Below are 18,096 nucleotides of genomic sequence, written 5' to 3' on the forward strand. Positions count from 1 at the left end.
AATCAAAAAAATGGCGCCCGTGCGTACGCGTGGGCGCCATTTTTAATGCGTCAGTATCCAGTGTATGCCGCGGGCCATGCGCAGACCGGTTTGGGCAAAGTGGTTACCGGGGTTGAGCTCGAAGGTCGCGGGGATGCCTCGGTCGCCGAGTAGTTTTTCCATTGCGCGTGTGTCGTCGAGTACGTGCCGCATCATGCGGTTGGGCGTCTTGGTCTCCTTTTTGCCGAGTGATAGATAGACGGCGTTGGGCGCGGCTGGCATCGTGTGCCCGTGTGCGTAATCGAGAAATCCGGGAAACCATAGGGACCCCGATGCGCTTGCGGCGCGGTCAAAGGCATCGGTCTGCCAGAGCGACCAAAGCGAAAAGAGGCCCGCCAATGAGTAACCGGCAATGCCGCGCCAGGTAGGCGGGCAGGGAAGTGATGGCTCGACCTCTGGGATTATCCGATTCAGCAGTTCATCGAGAAACTCGGACGCCTGTCCACCAAAGGGCTCGGCATCGTGCACGGTTCCGTCGCATTCCCAAGGGCTCAGCTCGCGATTCCAATCGAGCCCGCCAATGGCGACCAGGGTGAATGGCGGGCAATCAAGCTCAAGACAACGGCTATAGACCTCGGTGCCGTCACCCATGACCGCGGGAAGGTAAATGACGGGCGCGCTTCCGACATGCTTTGAATGAATGGTTATCTGCTTTTGACGCGCTTCCATGACAAGCTTCTCTCTGCATTTCGACATCTACAAATATGATTGTCGCACGTCGGCGTAGGGACCGTCGCTAAAAGAAAGGCGCAGAGCCGCTTGATGCGACTCTGCGCCTTGAGGTTTTGCTTTGGCAGCTTTGCCCTTACGCTACAAAGAAGTAGACGAGGAAGGCGAGTGCTGCGATCCACATGAGCGGCTTGATCTTGGAGGCCTCGCCCTTAAAGAGCGCGACGACCACGAAGGCGATAAAGCCCAGACCGATGCCGGCAGAGATGGAGTAGGTGAAGGGCACGCCGGCGACAATCATGAACGCTGGGAAACCCTGCGACACGTCGGACCAGTCGATCTCGGAGGCCTCGCTCATCATGAGGTAGCCGACGTAGACCAGAGCACCGCAGGTGGCGGCGCTGGAAACGATGGTGACGATGGGGGAGAAGAACGCGGCGAGAAGGAACAGCACGCCGGTGGTGACGGAGGTGAGGCCCGTGCGGCCACCGTCGGCAGCGCCAGAGGTGGACTCGACGAAGGTGGTGATGGAGGAGACGCCCATAAAGCCACCGGCAGCGGCGGCCACGGAGTCGACGACCAGGATGGGACGGATGTCCTCGACATTGCCGTCCTCGGTCAAGAACTCGCCCTGCTTGGCGACGGCCATCGCAGTGCCCATGGTGTCGAAGAAGTCACTCATGAGCAGCGAGAAGGCAACGACGAGCAGCATCGGGTCGGTCAGGACCTTCACGATGGCCATGTTGCCATCAGCAGTGCTGGCAAACGGGGCGCCAAAGGTCGAGAAGTCGAGCGGTGCGATGAGACCCTCGGGCGCATGGGTGACGCCCAGCGGGATACCGGCGATAACGGCGACGATGATGCCGATGAGCAGCGAGCCCGGCACGTTGCGGGAAGCAAGGGCAACCGTTACGACGATGGAGATGATGCCGACGATAAAGGTGGGGGAGGCGATGTCGCCCAGGCCGACGAGCGTACCGGTGCCAGCGGTGATGATGCCGGCGTCGCACAGGCCGATCATGGCGATAAACAGGCCCAGACCCACCGAGATTGCGTGGCGCAGGACCACGGGGATGGCGTCCATGATGGCCTCGCGCAGGCCGCAAAGGACGAGCAGCAAGATGATGATACCTTCGAGGAAGATAACACTCATGGCAACGTGCCAGTCACCGCCGCACATGGTGGCGGTGATGCCCGCAATCATGGCGTTGATGCCCAGGCCCGACGCACAGGCGAGCGGGCGGTTGGCGAAGATGCCCATGCAGATGGTCATGATGCCGGCGCCCAGACAGGTGGCGCAGGCGAGCGCTCCCGCATCGATGCCAGCGCCCGAGAGCACCGCAGGGTTGACGGCGATGATGTAGGCCATCGCCAGGAATGTTGTCAGTCCAGCGCGAAGTTCGGTCCCGATTGTGGACTTGCGCTCGCTGACGTGAAAAAGTTCGTCCATGCATACCCTTTCCTTGTTCGGCCCCGAGTTTAGGCCGATTGACACGAACTTACCTACTATATCGCCTTTGGAAGGTCGATGTTCCTCGCATGTTGAAGTTCGGCGCTTTGTAACAGGCGGACGGTATTTTTCGCATGAAAATGTGTAGGTACCGTATACTTAAGCAGTTACATTGAACTCTTTGGAGGAACGTATGATTAAAGAGCTCTGCCGCGACGAGGCTATCCTGTCCCAGCGTTGCGAGGTTGCGACTGTTGAGGACGAGTCGGTCGCACAGGACCTGATCGACACCATCAAGTCGCTCGAGGACGCCGGCTGCCTTGCCGCCAACCAGATTGGCGTCACCAAGAAGGTCTGCGTCTATCTGGACGACGCCGGCGAGCCCCACGTGCTCTACAACCCCCGTCTGGTGTTTGGCCTGGGCGCCAGCAAGATGGAGGAGAGCTGCCTGACGCACGACGAAATCACCAAGTCCACGCGCTATATCAAGTGCAAGGTTGCCTTTGACCAGATCGTCGACGGCAAGATGAAGGAGTGCCGCCGCGACTACACGGGCTTTGAGGCACAAATGATCCAGCATATGATCGATCACTGTCTTGGAAAGTTGGTCTAAGGGGACCAAAGCCCGCACCTTGCCGCTCAAGCGTCGCTCGCGTACCTTAAGTACGCTTCGCTCCTCTTTCGTGACAATCTGCGGTATTTTGACCCCTTAGACGACCTGCGAGGTTGACTTGGTTGAGTTTATCTTGCTTGTGTGGTCCGGACGTGACGTTATTGTCATGTCCGGACCTTTGTGTTTAGCGCCTATTTGTTTGGTAACAATGAGCTTAACAAGGACGTATGGCTAGGAGGCGCCATGTGCACGAGCATTCGATTTACCGATAATTCCGGCAACATGTATCTGGGTCGCAACCTCGACTGGAGCTTTAGCTACGGCCAACAGGTTCGCGTGATGCCCCGCGGGTTCCATATCCCGTATTCGTTTATCGACGATGCGTCGGCGGCACACGCGGTAATTGGCATGTGCATCGATTACAAGAACTATCCTATGTTTTTCGACTGTGGTAACGATGCGGGTCTGGCTGTGGCAGGGCTCAACTTTCCCGGTTATGCCGAGTATGCCGAGGACCCGGTTGATGGCAAGACCAATATCGCAGCCTATGAGTTTCCCCTGTGGGTGGCAGCGACGTTCTCGACGGTCGACGAGGTCGAGGCTGCGCTGCGCGACACGGTGATTGTTGCCAAATCTGCCGGAGAGGGGCTGGGTGTGTCGCTGCTCCATTGGATTATCGGCGACAGCCGACGCAGCATCGTGGTCGAGATGATGGCTGACGGTTTGCATGTATACGACGATCCGGTCGACACCCTTGCCAATCAACCGACCTTCCCGTGGCACATGGAAAACCTGCGCACCTATATCACCGCCACAAGCGATTTTCCTCAGACGGCGACATGGCGTGGCGCCGAGCTCAAGCCCTATGGCGCGGGTGCCGGCATGCGCGGTATTCCGGGTGACTGCTATTCGCCGAGCCGTTTTGTAAAGGCGGCATACCTCAATGCCAATTACCCGCAAAAAGACAGCGAGGCCGAGAACGTCATTCGCATGTTCCGCTCGCTCGAGGGGGTGGCGATGATCGAGGGTGCGTCCAAGATGGGTGACGGCAAGTTCGAGAAGACTATCTACACCGGATGCTTTAGCGCGCGCACGGGCAATTACTATTACTCAACGTATGAGGATCCGTCGATTCGCTACGTGAGCCTGATGGATGCTGAGGGCGCGAGCCCCGATAGGCTCGTGGTTCCCGAGCCGCGTCGTTCGTAGCCGGCGTTTTTACTGCAATGCAAAGCGGCCCTGCGCCTCCTGTGAGGCGCAGGGCCGCTGTCGTCGACGCGCGACGTCGTTAGAAGTTGGCGTCGTTGAGTTGTTCGCTCTCGAGGCCGTCGAGCTGTTGCTGTTCGGGCGTATCGGCGACGCTCCTGAGCAGCTCGGTGGGGTCGACGTTCATGTCCCTACCGGCTTCGTTGCCGTTGACAAGGTCGTTCGAGAAGATATCGACATCCATTTCCTCGGCTTCCTCGATCTGAACTTCGAGCTGGAGTTATGGGCGAGCAGCGCCGCGCCGCCGATCATGGCAGGTAGGATCAGCCACGGCGCCACTTTGCGCACCAGGCTAAACAGGGCGAAGATGCCGCTCTCGTTGTGGTTGTCGGCCTTCATGGCGATTACCACGTACTTGACCGTGCTGGTCTTGGAGGTTTGCCTCCAGTTTGGCGTGCGCCACGTGGACTCCCTTGGACATCCGGTTATCTGTCTTGGACAGATAACTTTTATGCCGTCTTTATACATACAAGAGCTGTTTGGCACATCGGGTAATTTTAGACAATAATCCCCATCTGGGGATTATTTATGTACGCAGGTAGCATTTCAAAACAGGGGCGCATCCGCTGTATGGCTTTGCTGCAATGTAATAACTGCGGACGCGCTCCTGCTTTGAAACTGAAGAGGGAACTTTTAGACGCGTGCTGCCTGAGCGATACCGGTCTTGGCGCCTGAGCGTTTACCGGCGAGTTCGCAAAAGATCGCGCCGCCGATGATAAGCACGGCGCCCATCAGGCGGACCGGTGTTATGACTTCGCCCAAAAGGGCGGACGAGAACACGACGGCCGAAAGCGGCTCGAGGTAGCCGACGACAGCGACGGTCTGCACGGGCAGTTTGGCGACGGCGCTAAAGTAGAGCAGGCAACCGATGCCGGTGTTGACGACGCCGAGCATAGCGACGGCGCGCCAATCGATGGTTGCGGCGATGCTGGCGGACAGGAATGAGGGGGTGCCTTGGGTGACGAGTGTAAGGACCAGCGCGGTCACAAAGGCGGCGCTCACCTGGAGCGCGGAGTTCTCGAGGCCTTCGATGTGCGGCGCGCCCTTGCTGGCGATGACCATCAATGCATAACAGAAGGCCGAGGCGATTCCGCAGACGATGCCCGCAATGGGCATATTGCCGCCTAGACCTTGCGCTGCAATGAGAAAAGCGCCGCAGGCGACTGCGATAAACCCGGCGATTTTGCCACCGGTTAGTTTTTCGCCAAAGATAAACGGCGAGAGAGCCATGACGATGATGGGACCGCAGTAGTACAGCAGCGAAGAAACGCCGACGCCGATCGTCTGATAAGCACGGAACAGAAAGATCCAGCTGGCGCCCAGCGCGGCTCCCGAGAGGAGGAGGGCTGCGGCTTCGCGGGGGCGAGAAGGCGCCTGCAGCTTATGGCGCTGGGTAATGGCGAGGATGGCGACAAGCGAAAGGGCTCCCAGAAAAGTGCGTAGCAGCACGATATCGGAGCTCGGGAGTGCGATGGCCGCAGCGATGATGCCGTTGGAGCCAAACAACAACAATGCTGCTAAATACGTAATCAATCCGTTGTTCATGCGCTGCCGCCCCCTCTATATCCGTGCATATTCACTATGGTTGAACTGGCTTTAGAAGAAAAGCGAATATAATGCATGGAAAACATGACAAAAACTCGTGCAAAGGTGGAGGCATGTCGTGGAAACGAATATTCAAAAGATGCAGGTGCTGCTGGAGACCGTGCGCGCTGGAAGCTTTACGCGTGCTGCCGAGCGCCTGAGCTACTCGCAATCGGGCGTGAGCCGCATGGTGGCCGATCTTGAGGCCGATTGGGGCTTTAAGGTACTCGACCGCAGTCGTGAAGGTGTTGCTCTTTCTGCCGACGGGCGGCAGGTCATGCCGGCTGTCGAGGCGCTCTGCGAGGAATTCGTTCGCTTGCAGCGACGGGTGGATGAGATGCGAGGGCTCATGCGCGGCAAAATCTGCATCGGTACGTTTTCGAGCGTGGCGACCCACGTGCTGCCGCCGGTGATTGCGCGTTTTCGTGCTGATCATCCAGACGTCGATTACGAGTTGCTGATGGGCGACTATTCAGAGATTGAACAATGGGTGGCAGAGGGTCGCTGCGATCTGGGCTTTATCCCTCGTGAGCCCCGAGAAAACGGCATGACATCGCTGCCTTTGGTGCGTGACGAGTTAATGGCGGTAGTGCCGTCAGGCTCGTTGTTTGCCACGGCGGAGGTCGTCTCTCTTGCCGACTTGGCCAACGAGCAGTTTATTCTGCTAGAACGCGGCACCGATGACGAGATTACGCCGCTGTTTCGTCGGGCGGGACTGGCAGTGCACTCAAAACTGTCGACCTGGGATGACTATGCGATTATGGCTATGGTCGAGGACGGCCTGGGTGTGAGCATACTTCCCGCTCTCATCATGCGCCGCTGTCAGTTCGATGTTGCCGTGCGTCCGCTCGAAGAGCATCCCCATCGGCAGATCAACGCCATATATCGAACGGCCGATGTTTCGCTTGCCGCCGCCCGTTTTCTCGAATACCTCTAAATGGGCGCACGTCGTTACCGCCTTGGGATAAATCTTGAGGTTCGGGTCATGTTATTTTTGAAATTGAACTTTTAGAAATAGCACGGCGCTATACTGCTTGCTAAATTGAACCTTGGTTCAATTCGTGTACTATAAATTGAACTTTGCCAGCAAGGAGGTTCCTGTGACCCAAGAGACGTTTAGCGATCGCCTGCGACAGGCTATGTCCGATCGCGACGTTCGCCAGTCGGACGTAATCCGCGCATCGGAGATGCTCGGCAAAAAACTCGGCAAGAGTCAGATGAGCCAATATGTGAGCGGCAAGACGATTCCGCGGCGCGATGTGGCAGAGCTGCTCGCCCGCATTTTGGAGGTCGATGTTACCTGGCTGCTCGCCGGTGACGCCGATCAAGGCGAGACATCATCGACCCACAACGTTTCCAAGCCCGAACCCCATCCCTCAGATCAAATTGCAAGGAGCACCACCATGCGTACTTTTTCTAAATCCACCAAACTCGAGAACGTTCTGTATGACGTGCGCGGCCCCGTTGTCGACGAGGCAGCCCGTATGGAGGACGAAGGCGAGTGCATCCTCAAGCTCAACATCGGTAATCCGGCGCCCTTTGGTTTCCGCACGCCCGATGAGGTCATTAAGGACATGCGCCAGCAGCTGCCCGACTGCGAAGGCTATTCCAACTCGCGCGGTCTGTTCTCTGCGCGCAAGGCGATCATGCAGTATTCGCAGATCAAGGGCCTGCCCAATGTTCAGATGGAACATATCTACACGGGCAACGGCGTGTCCGAGCTCATTCAGCTTTCGATGAACGCGCTGCTCGACAATGGCGACGAGATTCTGATTCCCAGCCCCGATTATCCGCTGTGGACGGCGTGCGCAACTCTTGCCGGTGGACATCCCGTGCACTATCTGTGTGATGAGCAGGCCGATTGGTATCCCGATCTGCAGGATATGGAGTCCAAGATCACGAGCGCGACCAAGGCCCTCGTCATCATCAACCCCAACAACCCCACGGGCTCTGTCTATCCGCGCGAGGTGCTCGAGGGCATCGTTGAGATCGCGCGCAGGCACCAGCTCATGATTTTTGCCGACGAGATCTATGACCGCCTGTGCATGGACGGCTACGAGCACGTCTCCATTGCATCGCTCGCCCCCGACCTGCCCTGCATTACGTTTAGCGGCCTGTCCAAGTCGCATATGATCGCGGGCTATCGCATTGGCTGGATGGTGCTTTCGGGCAACCAGCGCTGCATGAGCGACTTCATCATGGGCATCAACATGCTCTCCAACATGCGCCTGTGCTCCAACGTGCCGGCCCAGTCGATCGTCCAGACGGCGCTTGGCGGCCATCAGTCGGTTAACGACTACATCCGCCCCGGCGGTCGTGTCTACGAGCAGCGCAACTTTGTGTATGAGGCGCTCAGCAAGATCGACGGCATCTCGGTGGTCAAGCCGCGTGCGGCGTTTTATATCTTCCCCAAGATGGATGTTAAAAAGTTCAACATCACCGATGACGAGCAGTTTGCCCTCGACCTGCTGCACGAGAAGAAGATCCTCATCACGCGTGGCGGCGGCTTCAACTGGGCTGAGCCCGATCACTTCCGCATCGTGTACCTGCCGCGCATGGAAGTGCTCAAAGAGTCGCTCGAAGACCTCGCCGATTTCTTTGATCACTACCGCCAGTCCTAATTGGTTCCGCCGTTCTACCGAACGGCGGACCGCTTGACGCTACGCGAGCCGCATTCACGCCAATCTGACGTTCAATTTCGAGGGCGCGACCAGAAGGTCAGCGCCCTCTCATTTCACGTCACCTTGGCGCAAATGCGGCTCGCTCGCTGTCGTGTGCTCAGCCTGCGTCGTTACCATGATCCAAAGGGGACGGAGGAAAACAGATCATTTTCCTTGACTCGCGGAACTATATAACGACGCCGTTGCAGTGGTCGATTTCGTGCTGGATGATCTCGGCGGTGTAGCCCGAGAAGTTTTTGATGCGGTGGACGAAGTTCTCGTCCAAATACTCCACCTTAATGCGACGATAGCGGGTACAGGGACGCTCGCCGATCAGCGAGAGGCATCCTTCGCTGGTCTGATAGGCATTGACCTGCTCAAGAATTTGAGGGTTGTACATCAGGAGCGTCCTGTTGCCGTCCTTTACGCAGATGATGCGTTTGCGCACGCCGATCATGTTGGCGGCGAGCCCCACGCACTCGTGCTCATGCTCGTGGAGCGTATCCAGGAGGTCCTGCCCGATCACGGCATCGTCGGGCCCTGCGTCTTCGGAAGGCAGGCGCAAAAAGAACTCGGATTTCATGATGGGCTTAATCATGGCGGGCTCCTTAAGGTGGACACGTTTGGTTCAGGCCATGATACCGCGACATGTCGCATTAATGTGTGCACATAGATTCTGCAGCTAGATTGGATGGCGACACCATAAACTAAGGAACGTTTTGCCGAGAGGCATGAATGTTTAAAGCGCAAAGAGTGCGCGACGGGCCCCGCGAATGGGGCGATGATGCCCGAGAGGGCCAAGAAGGAGTCTCATGTCCGAGAACGAAGAGATCATGAACGAGACCGAGAACGAGACCATGGCTGCCGAGGTCGATGCAGTCGAGACCGTGGAGACCGAAGCTACCGAGGTTGAGGCTGCTGACGAGGTTTCCGCCGAGGAGGAGGCCGAGGTTGTCGAGGCCGCCGTTGATTACGATGACGAAGAGCTGATGGACAAGATGCAGAAGGCCGCCCGCCTGCTGCGTAGCCGTCGCTTTGCTATTTCCAAGGAGGAGGAGGCCAAGGCCGAGCGTATGGCGAACATCGAGCGCGCCATCAAGCTCCTTGACCTCAAGCCCAAGATGGAGCAGAAGGAAATGTCCGATCTGCTGGGCATGCGTCTTCGTGAGCTCGATGGCCTGATGGCCGAGGCCGAGGCTGCCGATCTGGTCGGCCGCATCGACAACGCCGAGGGCGATATGCGCAAGATCGTCGTCTTCGCTGCCGAGGATGCCGCTGAGGGCCTGGTCGAGCTTGCCAACAAGAAGGAGAAGCTCCTGCCCGAGCTTTCTTACGAGGAGGCCACCGAGCTGATGGCCGCGCTCGATAAGGTTATCGCTCCGCTCGTCGCCATGGGTCTGGACGAGGATCGCGGTCCTCGCGGCGGCCGTGACGACCGTGGTGGCCGTGGCGGCGACCGTGGCGGTCGCGGCGGCTTTGGCGACCGCGGTGGCCGTGGCGGCGACCGTGGTGGTCGCGGTGGCCGTGGCGGCTTTGGTGACCGTGGCGGCGATCGTGGCGGTCGCGGCGGCTTTGGCGGCAACCGTGGTGGCTATGGCGACCGCGGTGGCAACCGTGGCGGCTTCGGCGGCAACCGTGGCGGCGACCGCAGCGGTCGAGGCGGCGACCGTGGCGGCCGCAACGGCGGTGGCTTCCGCGGCAACCGTTTTTAGGGGTTACGCGGTTCTACGAACCGCGTAACTAGTTGACGCTGCGCGCCCACCAGAGCGACAACTTGTCATTCAAAGAGGACGGCATGACCAGAAGGTCTATGCCGTCCTCTTTTCATGCCAATTTATTCGCTCTGGTGGGCGCTCGCTGTCGGTGTCAAAACATCGGCGTCGCCTTGATTCAAACTTGCCAAAAAGGTAGTCATTGGGGACGTTCTTAAATGACTAGTCGTTGGGGACGTTCTTGTTTGACTAGTCGTTGAGAACGTCCCCAACGACTACATAGTATGAGAGTGGATAATCTCCCGGTTTGAGCCTGCATCCAAGCTCAAAGTGCGAGATTTCCACTCTCATTTGCTATGCGTCCGAAAATCCACGTTCGTTTGTTTTCTGCCTACATTTGGAGGAAGAGCTCGTGGAGGCGGGTGTCGTCGTCGAGCTCGGGGTGGAAGGTAACGCCGAGCTGATTGTCTTGACGGGCGGCGACGATGCGGCCATCGACTTCGGCTAGGGCCTTGGCATTGCCGTGCACCTCGACGATGCGGGGTGCACGGATAAACGTTAACGGCACTTCACCGTCGATACCGCCTACCTGCCCCTTGGTGCGAAAACTGCCGAGCTGCCTGCCATAGGCATTGCGCTCAACGAGTATATCCATGGTTGCCAAGCGCGGTGTCCCCTTGTCATCGTGGGCGGCAAGGTCGCGCGCCAACAGAATCAGACCGGCACAAGTTCCCAGTACAGGCATGCCTTCAACAATGCGGGTACGAAGATCCTCGAGCATATCGAGTTCGGCAAGTAGCTTGCCCTGAACGGTGGACTCGCCGCCGGGAAGTACCAGACGGTCAAAGTTCTGCTGCAAATCGGCCGCCTGCCTCAGCTCAATACAGTGTGCGCCCAGCTCGGATAGTCTTGCTTCGTGCTCGGCAAAAGCGCCTTGGACCGCCAGCACGGCGACCGTTTGGTCTGCATAATCGCTCATGGGCGATCCTTTCTGCCGGACTAGCGCCCGCGCTCCTCCATGATAATCTCGATCTCGTCGGCGTTGATGCCCACCATGGCCTCGCCCAGGTCCTCCGAAAGCTCGGCGATGAGTTTGGCATCGGTGAAGTTTGCCACGGCCTTGACGATGGCGGCGGCGCGCTTGGCCGGGTCGCCGCTCTTAAAGATGCCCGAGCCCACAAAGACGCCCTCGGCGCCCAGCTGCATCATCAGCGCGGCGTCGGCGGGAGTCGCTACGCCGCCGGCGGCAAAGTTCACGACGGGAAGCTTGCCCGTGGCATGGACCTCGCGCACCAGCTCGACCGGAACCTGCAGTTGCTTGGCTGCCTCAAAGAGCTCGTCATCGCGCAGGGCAACAACGTCGCGGATCTGCTTTTGGATCTTGCGCATGTGACGCACGGCCTGGACGACATCGCCCGTACCCGGCTCACCCTTGGTGCGAATCATCGTGGCGCCCTCGGCAACACGGCGCAGCGCCTCGCCCAGATCGCGGGCGCCGCAGACAAACGGCACGTCAAACTGGGTCTTGTCGATGTGATAGACGTCGTCGGCAGGGGAGAGAACCTCGGACTCGTCGATGTAATCGATCTCGATGGCCTGCAGGACCTGCGCCTCGACAATGTGGCCGATGCGGCACTTGGCCATAACGGGGATGGAGACGGCCTCTTGGATGCCCTTGATCATCTTGGGGTCGCTCATGCGTGAGACGCCGCCTGCGGCACGGATGTCGGCCGGGATGCGCTCGAGTGCCATGACGGCGCAGGCGCCCGCCTCTTCGGCGATGCGTGCCTGCTCGGGCGTGGTGACGTCCATGATGACGCCGCCCTTGAGCATCTGCGCGAGCTCGCGATTGAGTTTGACGCGATCTGCCTTGCTGGTCTGTTCTGCCATGGTTGCTCCCTTGGTTGGCATGTGCATTGCTTGACGGAACATCCTATCGGGGAGCTGGGTATGGCGAAATACTCAGTTTTCGAGATAATAATAAGGCCAGACTAATACCAGATTGAATGACTCAATAAGGTCAGGTGATAAACTCATGCTTGACTACAATTTGGAAAAACGCGGCGAAGCATCGCTCTATGAGTATATTTACCAGCAAATTCGAGATGATATCGTTGCTGGACGCATTGCGGCGGGGGAGCATCTTCCGTCTAAGCGCGCCTTTGCCAATCATCTGGGAATCAGTGTCATTACCATCGAGAATGCATATAGCCAGTTACTTGCCGAGGGCTATATTTGCTCAATGCCGCGTCGTGGTTACTACGCTTGCAAGCTTCCGGATGCACCGGTTTTGGCTTCGGCTGTAGAGGGCATCGACCGGGATGCCGTCTCTGCGGGTTCCGGCGCGCATGATGTCAACGGACAGGTCGAGCGATTCGATGCACTTTCTCCTTCTGCTTTGGAGGCGGCGCGGCTTTGGCAAAGCGCGCTGCGGGCGACGCTGGCATCCGAAGACGAGAGCGAAATCTTTTCGACCGCGCCGGCACAGGGCACCACTCGGCTACGACGCGCAATTGCCCACCATCTGCGCGGGACAAGGGGCATGAATGTCGACCCCAACAACGTTGTTATCGGCGCAGGCGCCCAGCTGCTCGATACCATGTTGGTTCAGTTGCTTGGAGCCGACAAGGTGTATGCTGTTGAGGACCCGGGCTATTTGCGCTTGACGCGCATCTATCAGGCTATGGGTTGCAAAGTTCGACATATCCCGTTGGATGATGAGGGTGTAGACTTGAGCGCTCTGCAGAAAACGGGGACCGATGTCCTTCACCTGATGCCGTCCCATCAGTATCCGACCGGCCTTGTGACGAGCATTGCGCGTCGTTATGCGCTGCTGAGCTGGGCCGCCGAGCGACCAGGTCGATATCTCATCGAAGATGACTTTGATTGCGAGTTTCGTCTGGCCGGCAAGCCGATTCCCGCGCTTGCTTCGATCGATGCCGCTCAATCGGTTATCTACACCAACACGTTTTCGAAGAGCCTTTCATCGGCGTTGCGTCTAGCGTACATGGTGTTGCCCGATAAGCTGATGAAGCGGTTTAGGTGCAACCTTGGTTTCTACGCCTCGTCGGTGAGCTCTGTCGACCAGGTCGCTTTGGCTCGTTTGCTGGAATCGGGTGATTACGAGCGACATGTGAACCGCATGCGCGTTCGTGCTCGTGAGGCGCGTGATGGCCTGGCGGCGCTTGTACGGGATGCGTTTCCAGCAGGAGAGGTTTCGATCGAGCATGCAGACGCAGGCCTTTACTGCACCGTGGTTGCGGAGCGGGGAACGGGCGGAAGCTCTTTTGCGCAGGCCCTCACGCGCTCGAGCATCCCTTTTATCGACATCAGTAACTGTTATTGGTGCGCCGATGGCGCATCTGTCCCTGAAAACTCAACTCAAATTCTTGTCCAGTATGACGACCTGAGTCCGGAGGTGCTTAATACCCTGGAATCGCAGCTAATGGGGCACTCTGTAACCTAAGTGAGTAGACTTTTGGCACTTTGGCGACCAGACAGTTTTGTAACAAGCTATCTACCTGTGGTTTTGAGAAGTGGGATCATCGGTCTGCTCGGGATGTTCCAAAAAGTCTACTCACTTGCCGCGCAAAGCTTCCGCATGAGAAAAAAAGTGGGGTTTCCAACAGGGCTTCGTCCAGTTCTCGGTAAGCTTTTGGCCAGTTGGGGAGGGCTGTTGAAAACTTTGCAGTTCGTTCGGAGCCATTTTTGGTGCGTTCGCCCCAATGAGAGACCGACTGGGTTGAAATTCGTGCTTTCCTGTGCCTATGAAGGATTTACTTTGTGACATATCGGCTTTTAGGTACTGGCGTTTGCCCCCTCAAGTCCGCGCTTTGTGTCCTCCGCTTCCGCGGCCGGATGAAGACCGGCAGCGATATGACCTCGTCCGCAACCCGACGGCTGCGGTCGCGCTCGGTTTTCCGTTGTATACATTGGTTCGGACGAGAAACAAACGGACTTGCCCTGCCAACATTAGGCAGCGGCTGTTTCTTGGTGAACTCCCCAGGGAATCCGTGCTGGAAACGGAGCATGGATTTTTGGTCACGTCTCCTCTACTGACGGCATTTATCATGTCTCGACATCTGACGGATCTCCAACTTCTTCTGGTATTGGCGGAGATGTGCGGCTTGTTTGCGGTATGCGCCCTGCCGGCGGCACTTGAGGTGGTGCTTTCGCGTGCAATTGATTCGGGTGCGATTTCGACAACGTTGGGTTGGGTGCGCTGCCCGTCCGAGGGCGGCGCCGCCTCAAATTTATGGCGTCGCGCCGCTTTGGTTTCGGATGGGGACCTTGACCGTTTTTGTTCAGATGTTTGCGGGATGCGTTACGGCAATCGATTTATGGCGGTGTCGCAACTCGTTCCATTGGGTGCCGCTTCGCCTTTTGAGGTCGAGGCGTATTTGTTGCTTGGACTGCCGCGAGCCCTGGGAGGTGAAGGTTTTTGCGGCATAGAGCTCAATGTCAAAGTGATGTTAAGCACAAGTGCTCGAGCGATTGTAGGAAAGACCCGCGTATATATCGATCTACTTCTTTCCTCGCCGGACGGGAGGCGACAGGTGGCCATTGAATGCCAGGGAAAGGCCTCGCACGGGCGCGCGGGGGATGGCTTGCGTGACGCTGATCGCATGACGGCGCTTCAAGCCATGGGCTACGACGTGCTTCTCCTGACACACGGACAGATATCCGATGAGGATAGATTCCGTGCGATCGTTAAGGCCGTATGCAGGATGCTCGATGTTGAATATCGCGAAAAAAGCTCGGATGAGCAAAGGGTTGAGGCGTTACTCCGGTCTGAACTATTCGTTGACTGGACAAAATTGGGAGTAATCGACGGAAAGATGTCCATTGGACACAAAACAGCTCGATCGTGGACGGCGCGGATCTAAGTGAGTAGACTTTTGGCGTGATGGCGACCAGGCCGTTTTGCAACAAGTCATTTACCTGCTGCTTTATAGAGCAATATGGATGGTCTGCTCGGCAAGTTCCAAAAAGTCTACTCACTTAGTTTTTGACGAGAAGTCGATGCCGAAGGTGGCCCTATTTCAGGGCGTTAACGAGTTCATGAGACACGAAAAAAGCCCGAACCATGCGGTTCGGGCCCTTTAAAGTTAGAGATTATCTCTCAGGCGGTTGGCTTAGCCAAAGTAGCGCTTGAGCAGGCCGGCGAAAGCCTTGCCGTGGCGGGCCTCGTCGCGAGCCATCTCGTGCACGGTATCGTGGATGGCATCGAGGCCAGCGGCCTTGGCACGCTTGGCAAGATCGGTCTTGCCGGCGGTGGCGCCGTTCTCGGCCTCAACGCGCATCTCGAGGTTCTTCTTGGTGGAGTCGGTCACGACTTCGCCCAGGAGCTCGGCGAACTTGGCGGCGTGCTCGGCCTCCTCGTGGGCAGCCTTCTCCCAGTATAGGCCGATCTCGGGATAGCCCTCGCGATGGGCGACGCGAGCCATGGCCAGGTACATACCGACCTCAGAGCACTCGCCCTCAAAGTTGGCGCGCAGATCGGCAACAATGTCCTCGGAGACGCCCTCCATCTTGGCGACGCCCACGACGTGCTCGGCAGCCCACTCGAGCTTGCCCTCCTCCTGCTTCAGGAAACGAGAACCGGGAACGCCGCACTGGGGGCACTTAAAATCCTCGGGCAGCTGGTCGCCGTCGAACTCTTCCACATAACCGCAAACGGGGCAAACAAATTTCATGATTCGATCCTTTCGATGGATGGCGATGGGGCGCTTGTCCGATCCCGTAAGGGCCCTCTCCGGACGTGCGTCTTGACGAGTTCTATTATCCATAAATGCAACAAAATGTGAAGCCTATTAGGAATGATTTTTGATAAAACAATTTTGAGATATGAAGATGTTGATTGATTAACGATTGGCAGGCCGCCTGCGACCTCTGATGAGTACAATCGGTCGAACAAATGTTGACCAATCAACAAATGAGGGAGTTTCCTTTATAATCTAGCCCGCTGCGCCTGGTGCCGAACGTATCAAACGGTTTTCGCATCGCATTGCCGGTGCTGCCCTATACCGAGCCACACATTCTGGAGCATGCTGAGAGAGCGCCTGCCAGGCCATTATCGGCTTTGGCGGTGGCTCGGCCATGGACTGTGCCAAGGGCGTGGGAGCACGCATCGCGCAGCCAAACAAGCCCATCAACAAGATGCGCGGTCTGCTGCGCGTCCACCGTCTCCTGCCGCTGCTTATTGCGGTTCCCACTACCGCCGGTACGGGAAGCGAAGTCACGCTTGCGGCGGTTATCACCGATAACGAGACGCACTACAAGTACCCCATTAACGACTTTGTGCATATCCCACGCTTTGCGGTGCACGACCCCGAGTTTACGCGCGGTCTGCTCGCCTCCATTACGGGGCAGACGGGCATGGACGCCCTGACGCATGCCGTCGAGGCCTTTATCGATTGGGTCGATCGAATGAACGCCGCCTTGGACATTCCCAAATATGTGACGGGCATTCGCCGCTCCGACATTCCCGAGATGGCGGCGCATGCCGATGCCGAGGCCAATCCGCTGTACCCCGTTCCACTTTTGATGGACCGTTTGGAGCTGATGCGCATGTACGAGGTCGACGCGGGTGGTATGTTTGAGGGCGAGAACTAGGAGGGTCCATGAATACCGAGGAAATTGCGCGCATTGTCGGAGACCAGCGCGTCTACTTTAAGACGCACGCCACGTTTGATGTCGATGCTCGACGTCGTGCGCTCGTGAGTTTACGCGATGCGGTGCGGGCCCACGAGGCCGATATTGCCCATGCGCTCAAGACCGATTTGGGAAAGTCGCATGACGAGGCGTATATGTGCGAGATCGGCACGTCGCTTTCCGAGATTCGTCATCAGATCGCGCATGTGGCTCGATGGAGTCGTCCGCGCCTGCGTCCGTGCGACCTTGCCAACGCCGTGAGTGTGTGCAAAACGCAAGCCGTGCCCTATGGCGTCACGCTCATCATGGCCCCGTGGAACTACCCGTTTTTGCTAACGCTCGAGCCGCTCGCCGGCGCCCTTGCCGCGGGCAATACTGTGGTCATCAAGCCGAGCGCCTATGCTCCAGCATCGAGTGCGGTGCTCAAGCAGATCTGCGAAGAGGCATTTGATCCGTGCCTGGTGACAGTTGTCGAGGGCGGGCGCGCCGAGAACGAAGCGCTGCTCGATGAGTGCTGGGACAAGATCTTCTTTACCGGTAGCGTTCCGGTCGGCAAGCTCGTCATGGAGCGCGCAAGTAAAAACCTTACGCCCGTGACGCTTGAGCTGGGTGGAAAGAGTCCCTGCATCGTGGATGCGACGGCAAACTTGAAGGTTGCGGCACGGCGTATCGCCTTTGGTAAATGGCTCAACGTGGGGCAGACCTGTGTGGCGCCCGACTACCTGCTGGTCGATACGCGCGTGCACGACGAGTTGCTGGGCCTCATCAAGGAAGAGGCGCGCCGTATGTTTGGCGAGCATCCGCTCGACAACGAGGATTACGGGCATATCGTCAATGCCAAGCATTTTGCGCGCGTGCACGGGCTAATCGATTCCGATAAGGTCGTGCTTGGAGGTGCTGCGCGCGAGGCTTCGCTCAAGATTGAGCCGACAATTTTGGACGGCGTGGCCCCCGATGACGCCGTGATGCAGGAGGAGATTTTCGGTCCCATCTTGCCGGTGCTGACGTTTGAGAGCCTAGACGAGGCCGAGACGTTTATTACGGATCGTCCGACGCCGCTGGCCCTGTATATCTTTAGCCAGGACCGTGAGGTTCAGCAGCGCTTTGTGCGTTACGTGCCCTTTGGTGGCGGTTGCGTCAACGACACGATCATGCACCTGGCTACGAGCCATATGGGCTTTGGCGGCATGGGAGCGAGCGGTATGGGGCAGTATCATGGACGCGAGAGCTTCGATACGTTTAGCCACAAGAAGAGCATCGTGAACAAGGCAACGTGGCTGGACGTGCCATTCCGCTATGCCCCTTACGCAAACTGGAAGCACAAATTCGTGCGCATGTTTGTGCATTAAAATCAGATGACATAGGGACAAACGGTCGAAAAGACGCAGGCAGGATGAATTTGTGTCCGTACGGACCCGTAGACTTCTCGGTAAGGTTAAGCGCCGGTTT

17 protein-coding genes and 1 pseudogene are annotated in these 18,096 nt (G+C 57.8%); 9 read left to right on the forward strand and 9 right to left on the reverse strand.

What is annotated here, in order from left to right; translation table 11 throughout:
- Positions 1–42: 42 nt before the first annotated feature.
- Positions 43–708, reverse strand: coding sequence for an alpha/beta hydrolase (locus ACTNBY_RS05355; RefSeq protein ID WP_441063702.1), 666 nt, complete (start codon positions 706–708; stop codon positions 43–45).
- A gap of 136 nt (positions 709–844) precedes the next feature.
- Positions 845–2,158, reverse strand: a complete 1,314-nt coding sequence (locus ACTNBY_RS05360) for an NCS2 family permease (protein ID WP_441063704.1) — start codon at positions 2,156–2,158, stop codon at positions 845–847.
- 193 nt (positions 2,159–2,351) lie between these two features.
- On the opposite strand from ACTNBY_RS05360, the gene ACTNBY_RS05365 reads away from it, so the two are divergent.
- Together ACTNBY_RS05365 and bsh are read left to right on the forward strand one after the other, a co-directional pair.
- Positions 2,352–2,771: a peptide deformylase gene (locus tag ACTNBY_RS05365; RefSeq protein ID WP_154517060.1), complete on the forward strand. Its 420-nt coding sequence runs from the start codon at positions 2,352–2,354 to the stop codon at positions 2,769–2,771.
- 243 nt (positions 2,772–3,014) lie between these two features.
- Positions 3,015–3,980, forward strand: a complete 966-nt coding sequence (gene bsh, locus ACTNBY_RS05370) for a choloylglycine hydrolase (protein ID WP_427719772.1) — start codon at positions 3,015–3,017, stop codon at positions 3,978–3,980.
- Positions 3,981–4,059: 79 nt separating this feature from the next.
- On the opposite strand, the gene ACTNBY_RS05375 is transcribed toward bsh, so the two are convergent.
- From ACTNBY_RS05375 to ACTNBY_RS05385, 3 genes and pseudogenes are all read right to left on the reverse strand, one after another.
- Entirely contained in the window at positions 4,060–4,221 is a 162-nt protein-coding gene (locus ACTNBY_RS05375; RefSeq protein WP_441041849.1) for a hypothetical protein, read from the reverse strand.
- A 41-nt stretch (positions 4,222–4,262) separates the two neighbouring features.
- Positions 4,263–4,403, reverse strand: a pseudogene (locus ACTNBY_RS05380) (KUP/HAK/KT family potassium transporter); the annotation flags it as partial.
- A 267-nt stretch (positions 4,404–4,670) separates the two neighbouring features.
- Complete coding sequence (locus ACTNBY_RS05385) at positions 4,671–5,582, reverse strand: DMT family transporter (protein ID WP_427747886.1); 912 nt, start codon at positions 5,580–5,582, stop codon at positions 4,671–4,673.
- 118 nt (positions 5,583–5,700) lie between these two features.
- On the opposite strand from ACTNBY_RS05385, the gene ACTNBY_RS05390 reads away from it, so the two are divergent.
- Positions 5,701–6,558 carry a LysR family transcriptional regulator gene (locus tag ACTNBY_RS05390; protein WP_441063706.1) on the forward strand — a complete coding sequence of 286 codons (858 nt, stop codon included), beginning with the start codon at positions 5,701–5,703 and terminating at the stop codon, positions 6,556–6,558.
- A 202-nt stretch (positions 6,559–6,760) separates the two neighbouring features.
- Entirely contained in the window at positions 6,761–8,242 is a 1,482-nt protein-coding gene (locus ACTNBY_RS05395) for an aminotransferase class I/II-fold pyridoxal phosphate-dependent enzyme (protein ID WP_427747912.1), read from the forward strand.
- Between the two features lie 226 nt (positions 8,243–8,468).
- Here ACTNBY_RS05395 and ACTNBY_RS05400 read toward each other — a convergent pair whose 3' ends face one another.
- Complete coding sequence (locus ACTNBY_RS05400) at positions 8,469–8,879, reverse strand: peptide deformylase (protein ID WP_154517072.1); 411 nt, start codon at positions 8,877–8,879, stop codon at positions 8,469–8,471.
- 214 nt (positions 8,880–9,093) lie between these two features.
- On the opposite strand from ACTNBY_RS05400, the gene ACTNBY_RS05405 reads away from it, so the two are divergent.
- The gene (locus ACTNBY_RS05405) at positions 9,094–9,993 is read left to right on the forward strand and encodes a hypothetical protein (protein WP_441063707.1); all 900 of its coding nucleotides are present in this window, start codon (positions 9,094–9,096) and stop codon (positions 9,991–9,993) included.
- 391 nt (positions 9,994–10,384) lie between these two features.
- Here ACTNBY_RS05405 and pdxT read toward each other — a convergent pair whose 3' ends face one another.
- A complete protein-coding gene (gene pdxT, locus ACTNBY_RS05410; RefSeq protein WP_441048504.1) occupies positions 10,385–10,972 on the reverse strand; it encodes a pyridoxal 5'-phosphate synthase glutaminase subunit PdxT in 588 nt (195 codons plus the stop codon).
- A gap of 20 nt (positions 10,973–10,992) precedes the next feature.
- Complete coding sequence (pdxS, locus tag ACTNBY_RS05415; protein ID WP_022094325.1) at positions 10,993–11,883, reverse strand: pyridoxal 5'-phosphate synthase lyase subunit PdxS; 891 nt, start codon at positions 11,881–11,883, stop codon at positions 10,993–10,995.
- A 145-nt stretch (positions 11,884–12,028) separates the two neighbouring features.
- Between pdxS and pdxR the strand changes: the two genes are divergently transcribed.
- Together pdxR and ACTNBY_RS05425 are read left to right on the forward strand one after the other, a co-directional pair.
- Positions 12,029–13,459, forward strand: coding sequence for a MocR-like pyridoxine biosynthesis transcription factor PdxR (pdxR, locus tag ACTNBY_RS05420; protein ID WP_441063708.1), 1,431 nt, complete (start codon positions 12,029–12,031; stop codon positions 13,457–13,459).
- Positions 13,460–14,006: 547 nt separating this feature from the next.
- A complete protein-coding gene (locus ACTNBY_RS05425; protein ID WP_441063709.1) occupies positions 14,007–14,879 on the forward strand; it encodes a hypothetical protein in 873 nt (290 codons plus the stop codon).
- 249 nt (positions 14,880–15,128) lie between these two features.
- On the opposite strand, the gene ACTNBY_RS05430 is transcribed toward ACTNBY_RS05425, so the two are convergent.
- Positions 15,129–15,689, reverse strand: coding sequence for a ferritin family protein (locus ACTNBY_RS05430; RefSeq protein ID WP_154517090.1), 561 nt, complete (start codon positions 15,687–15,689; stop codon positions 15,129–15,131).
- 403 nt (positions 15,690–16,092) lie between these two features.
- On the opposite strand from ACTNBY_RS05430, the gene ACTNBY_RS05435 reads away from it, so the two are divergent.
- Both ACTNBY_RS05435 and ACTNBY_RS05440 read left to right on the forward strand, forming a co-directional pair.
- Complete coding sequence (locus ACTNBY_RS05435; protein WP_441063710.1) at positions 16,093–16,608, forward strand: iron-containing alcohol dehydrogenase; 516 nt, start codon at positions 16,093–16,095, stop codon at positions 16,606–16,608.
- A gap of 8 nt (positions 16,609–16,616) precedes the next feature.
- A complete protein-coding gene (locus ACTNBY_RS05440) occupies positions 16,617–17,996 on the forward strand; it encodes an aldehyde dehydrogenase (RefSeq protein WP_441055208.1) in 1,380 nt (459 codons plus the stop codon).
- The last annotated feature ends 100 nt before the right edge of the window (positions 17,997–18,096 follow it).

The sequence above is a fragment of the Collinsella sp. HCP28S3_E12 genome, assembly GCF_052065595.1.
Taxonomy (GTDB): Bacteria; Actinomycetota; Coriobacteriia; order Coriobacteriales; family Coriobacteriaceae; genus Collinsella.

Excerpts from the sequence above, each read along its gene's own strand:
- ACTNBY_RS05355 (WP_441063702.1), bottom strand. The coding sequence starts at position 708 with ATGGAAGCGCGTCAAAAGCAGATAACCATTCATTCAAAGCATGTCGGA.
- ACTNBY_RS05360 (WP_441063704.1), bottom strand. The coding sequence starts at position 2,158 with ATGGACGAACTTTTTCACGTCAGCGAGCGCAAGTCCACAATCGGGACC.
- ACTNBY_RS05365 (WP_154517060.1), top strand. The coding sequence starts at position 2,352 with ATGATTAAAGAGCTCTGCCGCGACGAGGCTATCCTGTCCCAGCGTTGC.
- bsh (WP_427719772.1), top strand. The coding sequence starts at position 3,015 with ATGTGCACGAGCATTCGATTTACCGATAATTCCGGCAACATGTATCTG.
- ACTNBY_RS05375 (WP_441041849.1), bottom strand. The coding sequence starts at position 4,221 with ATGGATGTCGATATCTTCTCGAACGACCTTGTCAACGGCAACGAAGCC.
- ACTNBY_RS05385 (WP_427747886.1), bottom strand. The coding sequence starts at position 5,582 with ATGAACAACGGATTGATTACGTATTTAGCAGCATTGTTGTTGTTTGGC.
- ACTNBY_RS05395 (WP_427747912.1), top strand. The coding sequence starts at position 6,761 with ATGTCCGATCGCGACGTTCGCCAGTCGGACGTAATCCGCGCATCGGAG.
- ACTNBY_RS05400 (WP_154517072.1), bottom strand. The coding sequence starts at position 8,879 with ATGATTAAGCCCATCATGAAATCCGAGTTCTTTTTGCGCCTGCCTTCC.
- ACTNBY_RS05405 (WP_441063707.1), top strand. The coding sequence starts at position 9,094 with ATGTCCGAGAACGAAGAGATCATGAACGAGACCGAGAACGAGACCATG.
- pdxT (WP_441048504.1), bottom strand. The coding sequence starts at position 10,972 with ATGAGCGATTATGCAGACCAAACGGTCGCCGTGCTGGCGGTCCAAGGC.
- pdxS (WP_022094325.1), bottom strand. The coding sequence starts at position 11,883 with ATGGCAGAACAGACCAGCAAGGCAGATCGCGTCAAACTCAATCGCGAG.
- pdxR (WP_441063708.1), top strand. The coding sequence starts at position 12,029 with ATGCTTGACTACAATTTGGAAAAACGCGGCGAAGCATCGCTCTATGAG.
- ACTNBY_RS05430 (WP_154517090.1), bottom strand. The coding sequence starts at position 15,689 with ATGAAATTTGTTTGCCCCGTTTGCGGTTATGTGGAAGAGTTCGACGGC.
- ACTNBY_RS05435 (WP_441063710.1), top strand. The coding sequence starts at position 16,093 with ATGGACTGTGCCAAGGGCGTGGGAGCACGCATCGCGCAGCCAAACAAG.
- ACTNBY_RS05440 (WP_441055208.1), top strand. The coding sequence starts at position 16,617 with ATGAATACCGAGGAAATTGCGCGCATTGTCGGAGACCAGCGCGTCTAC.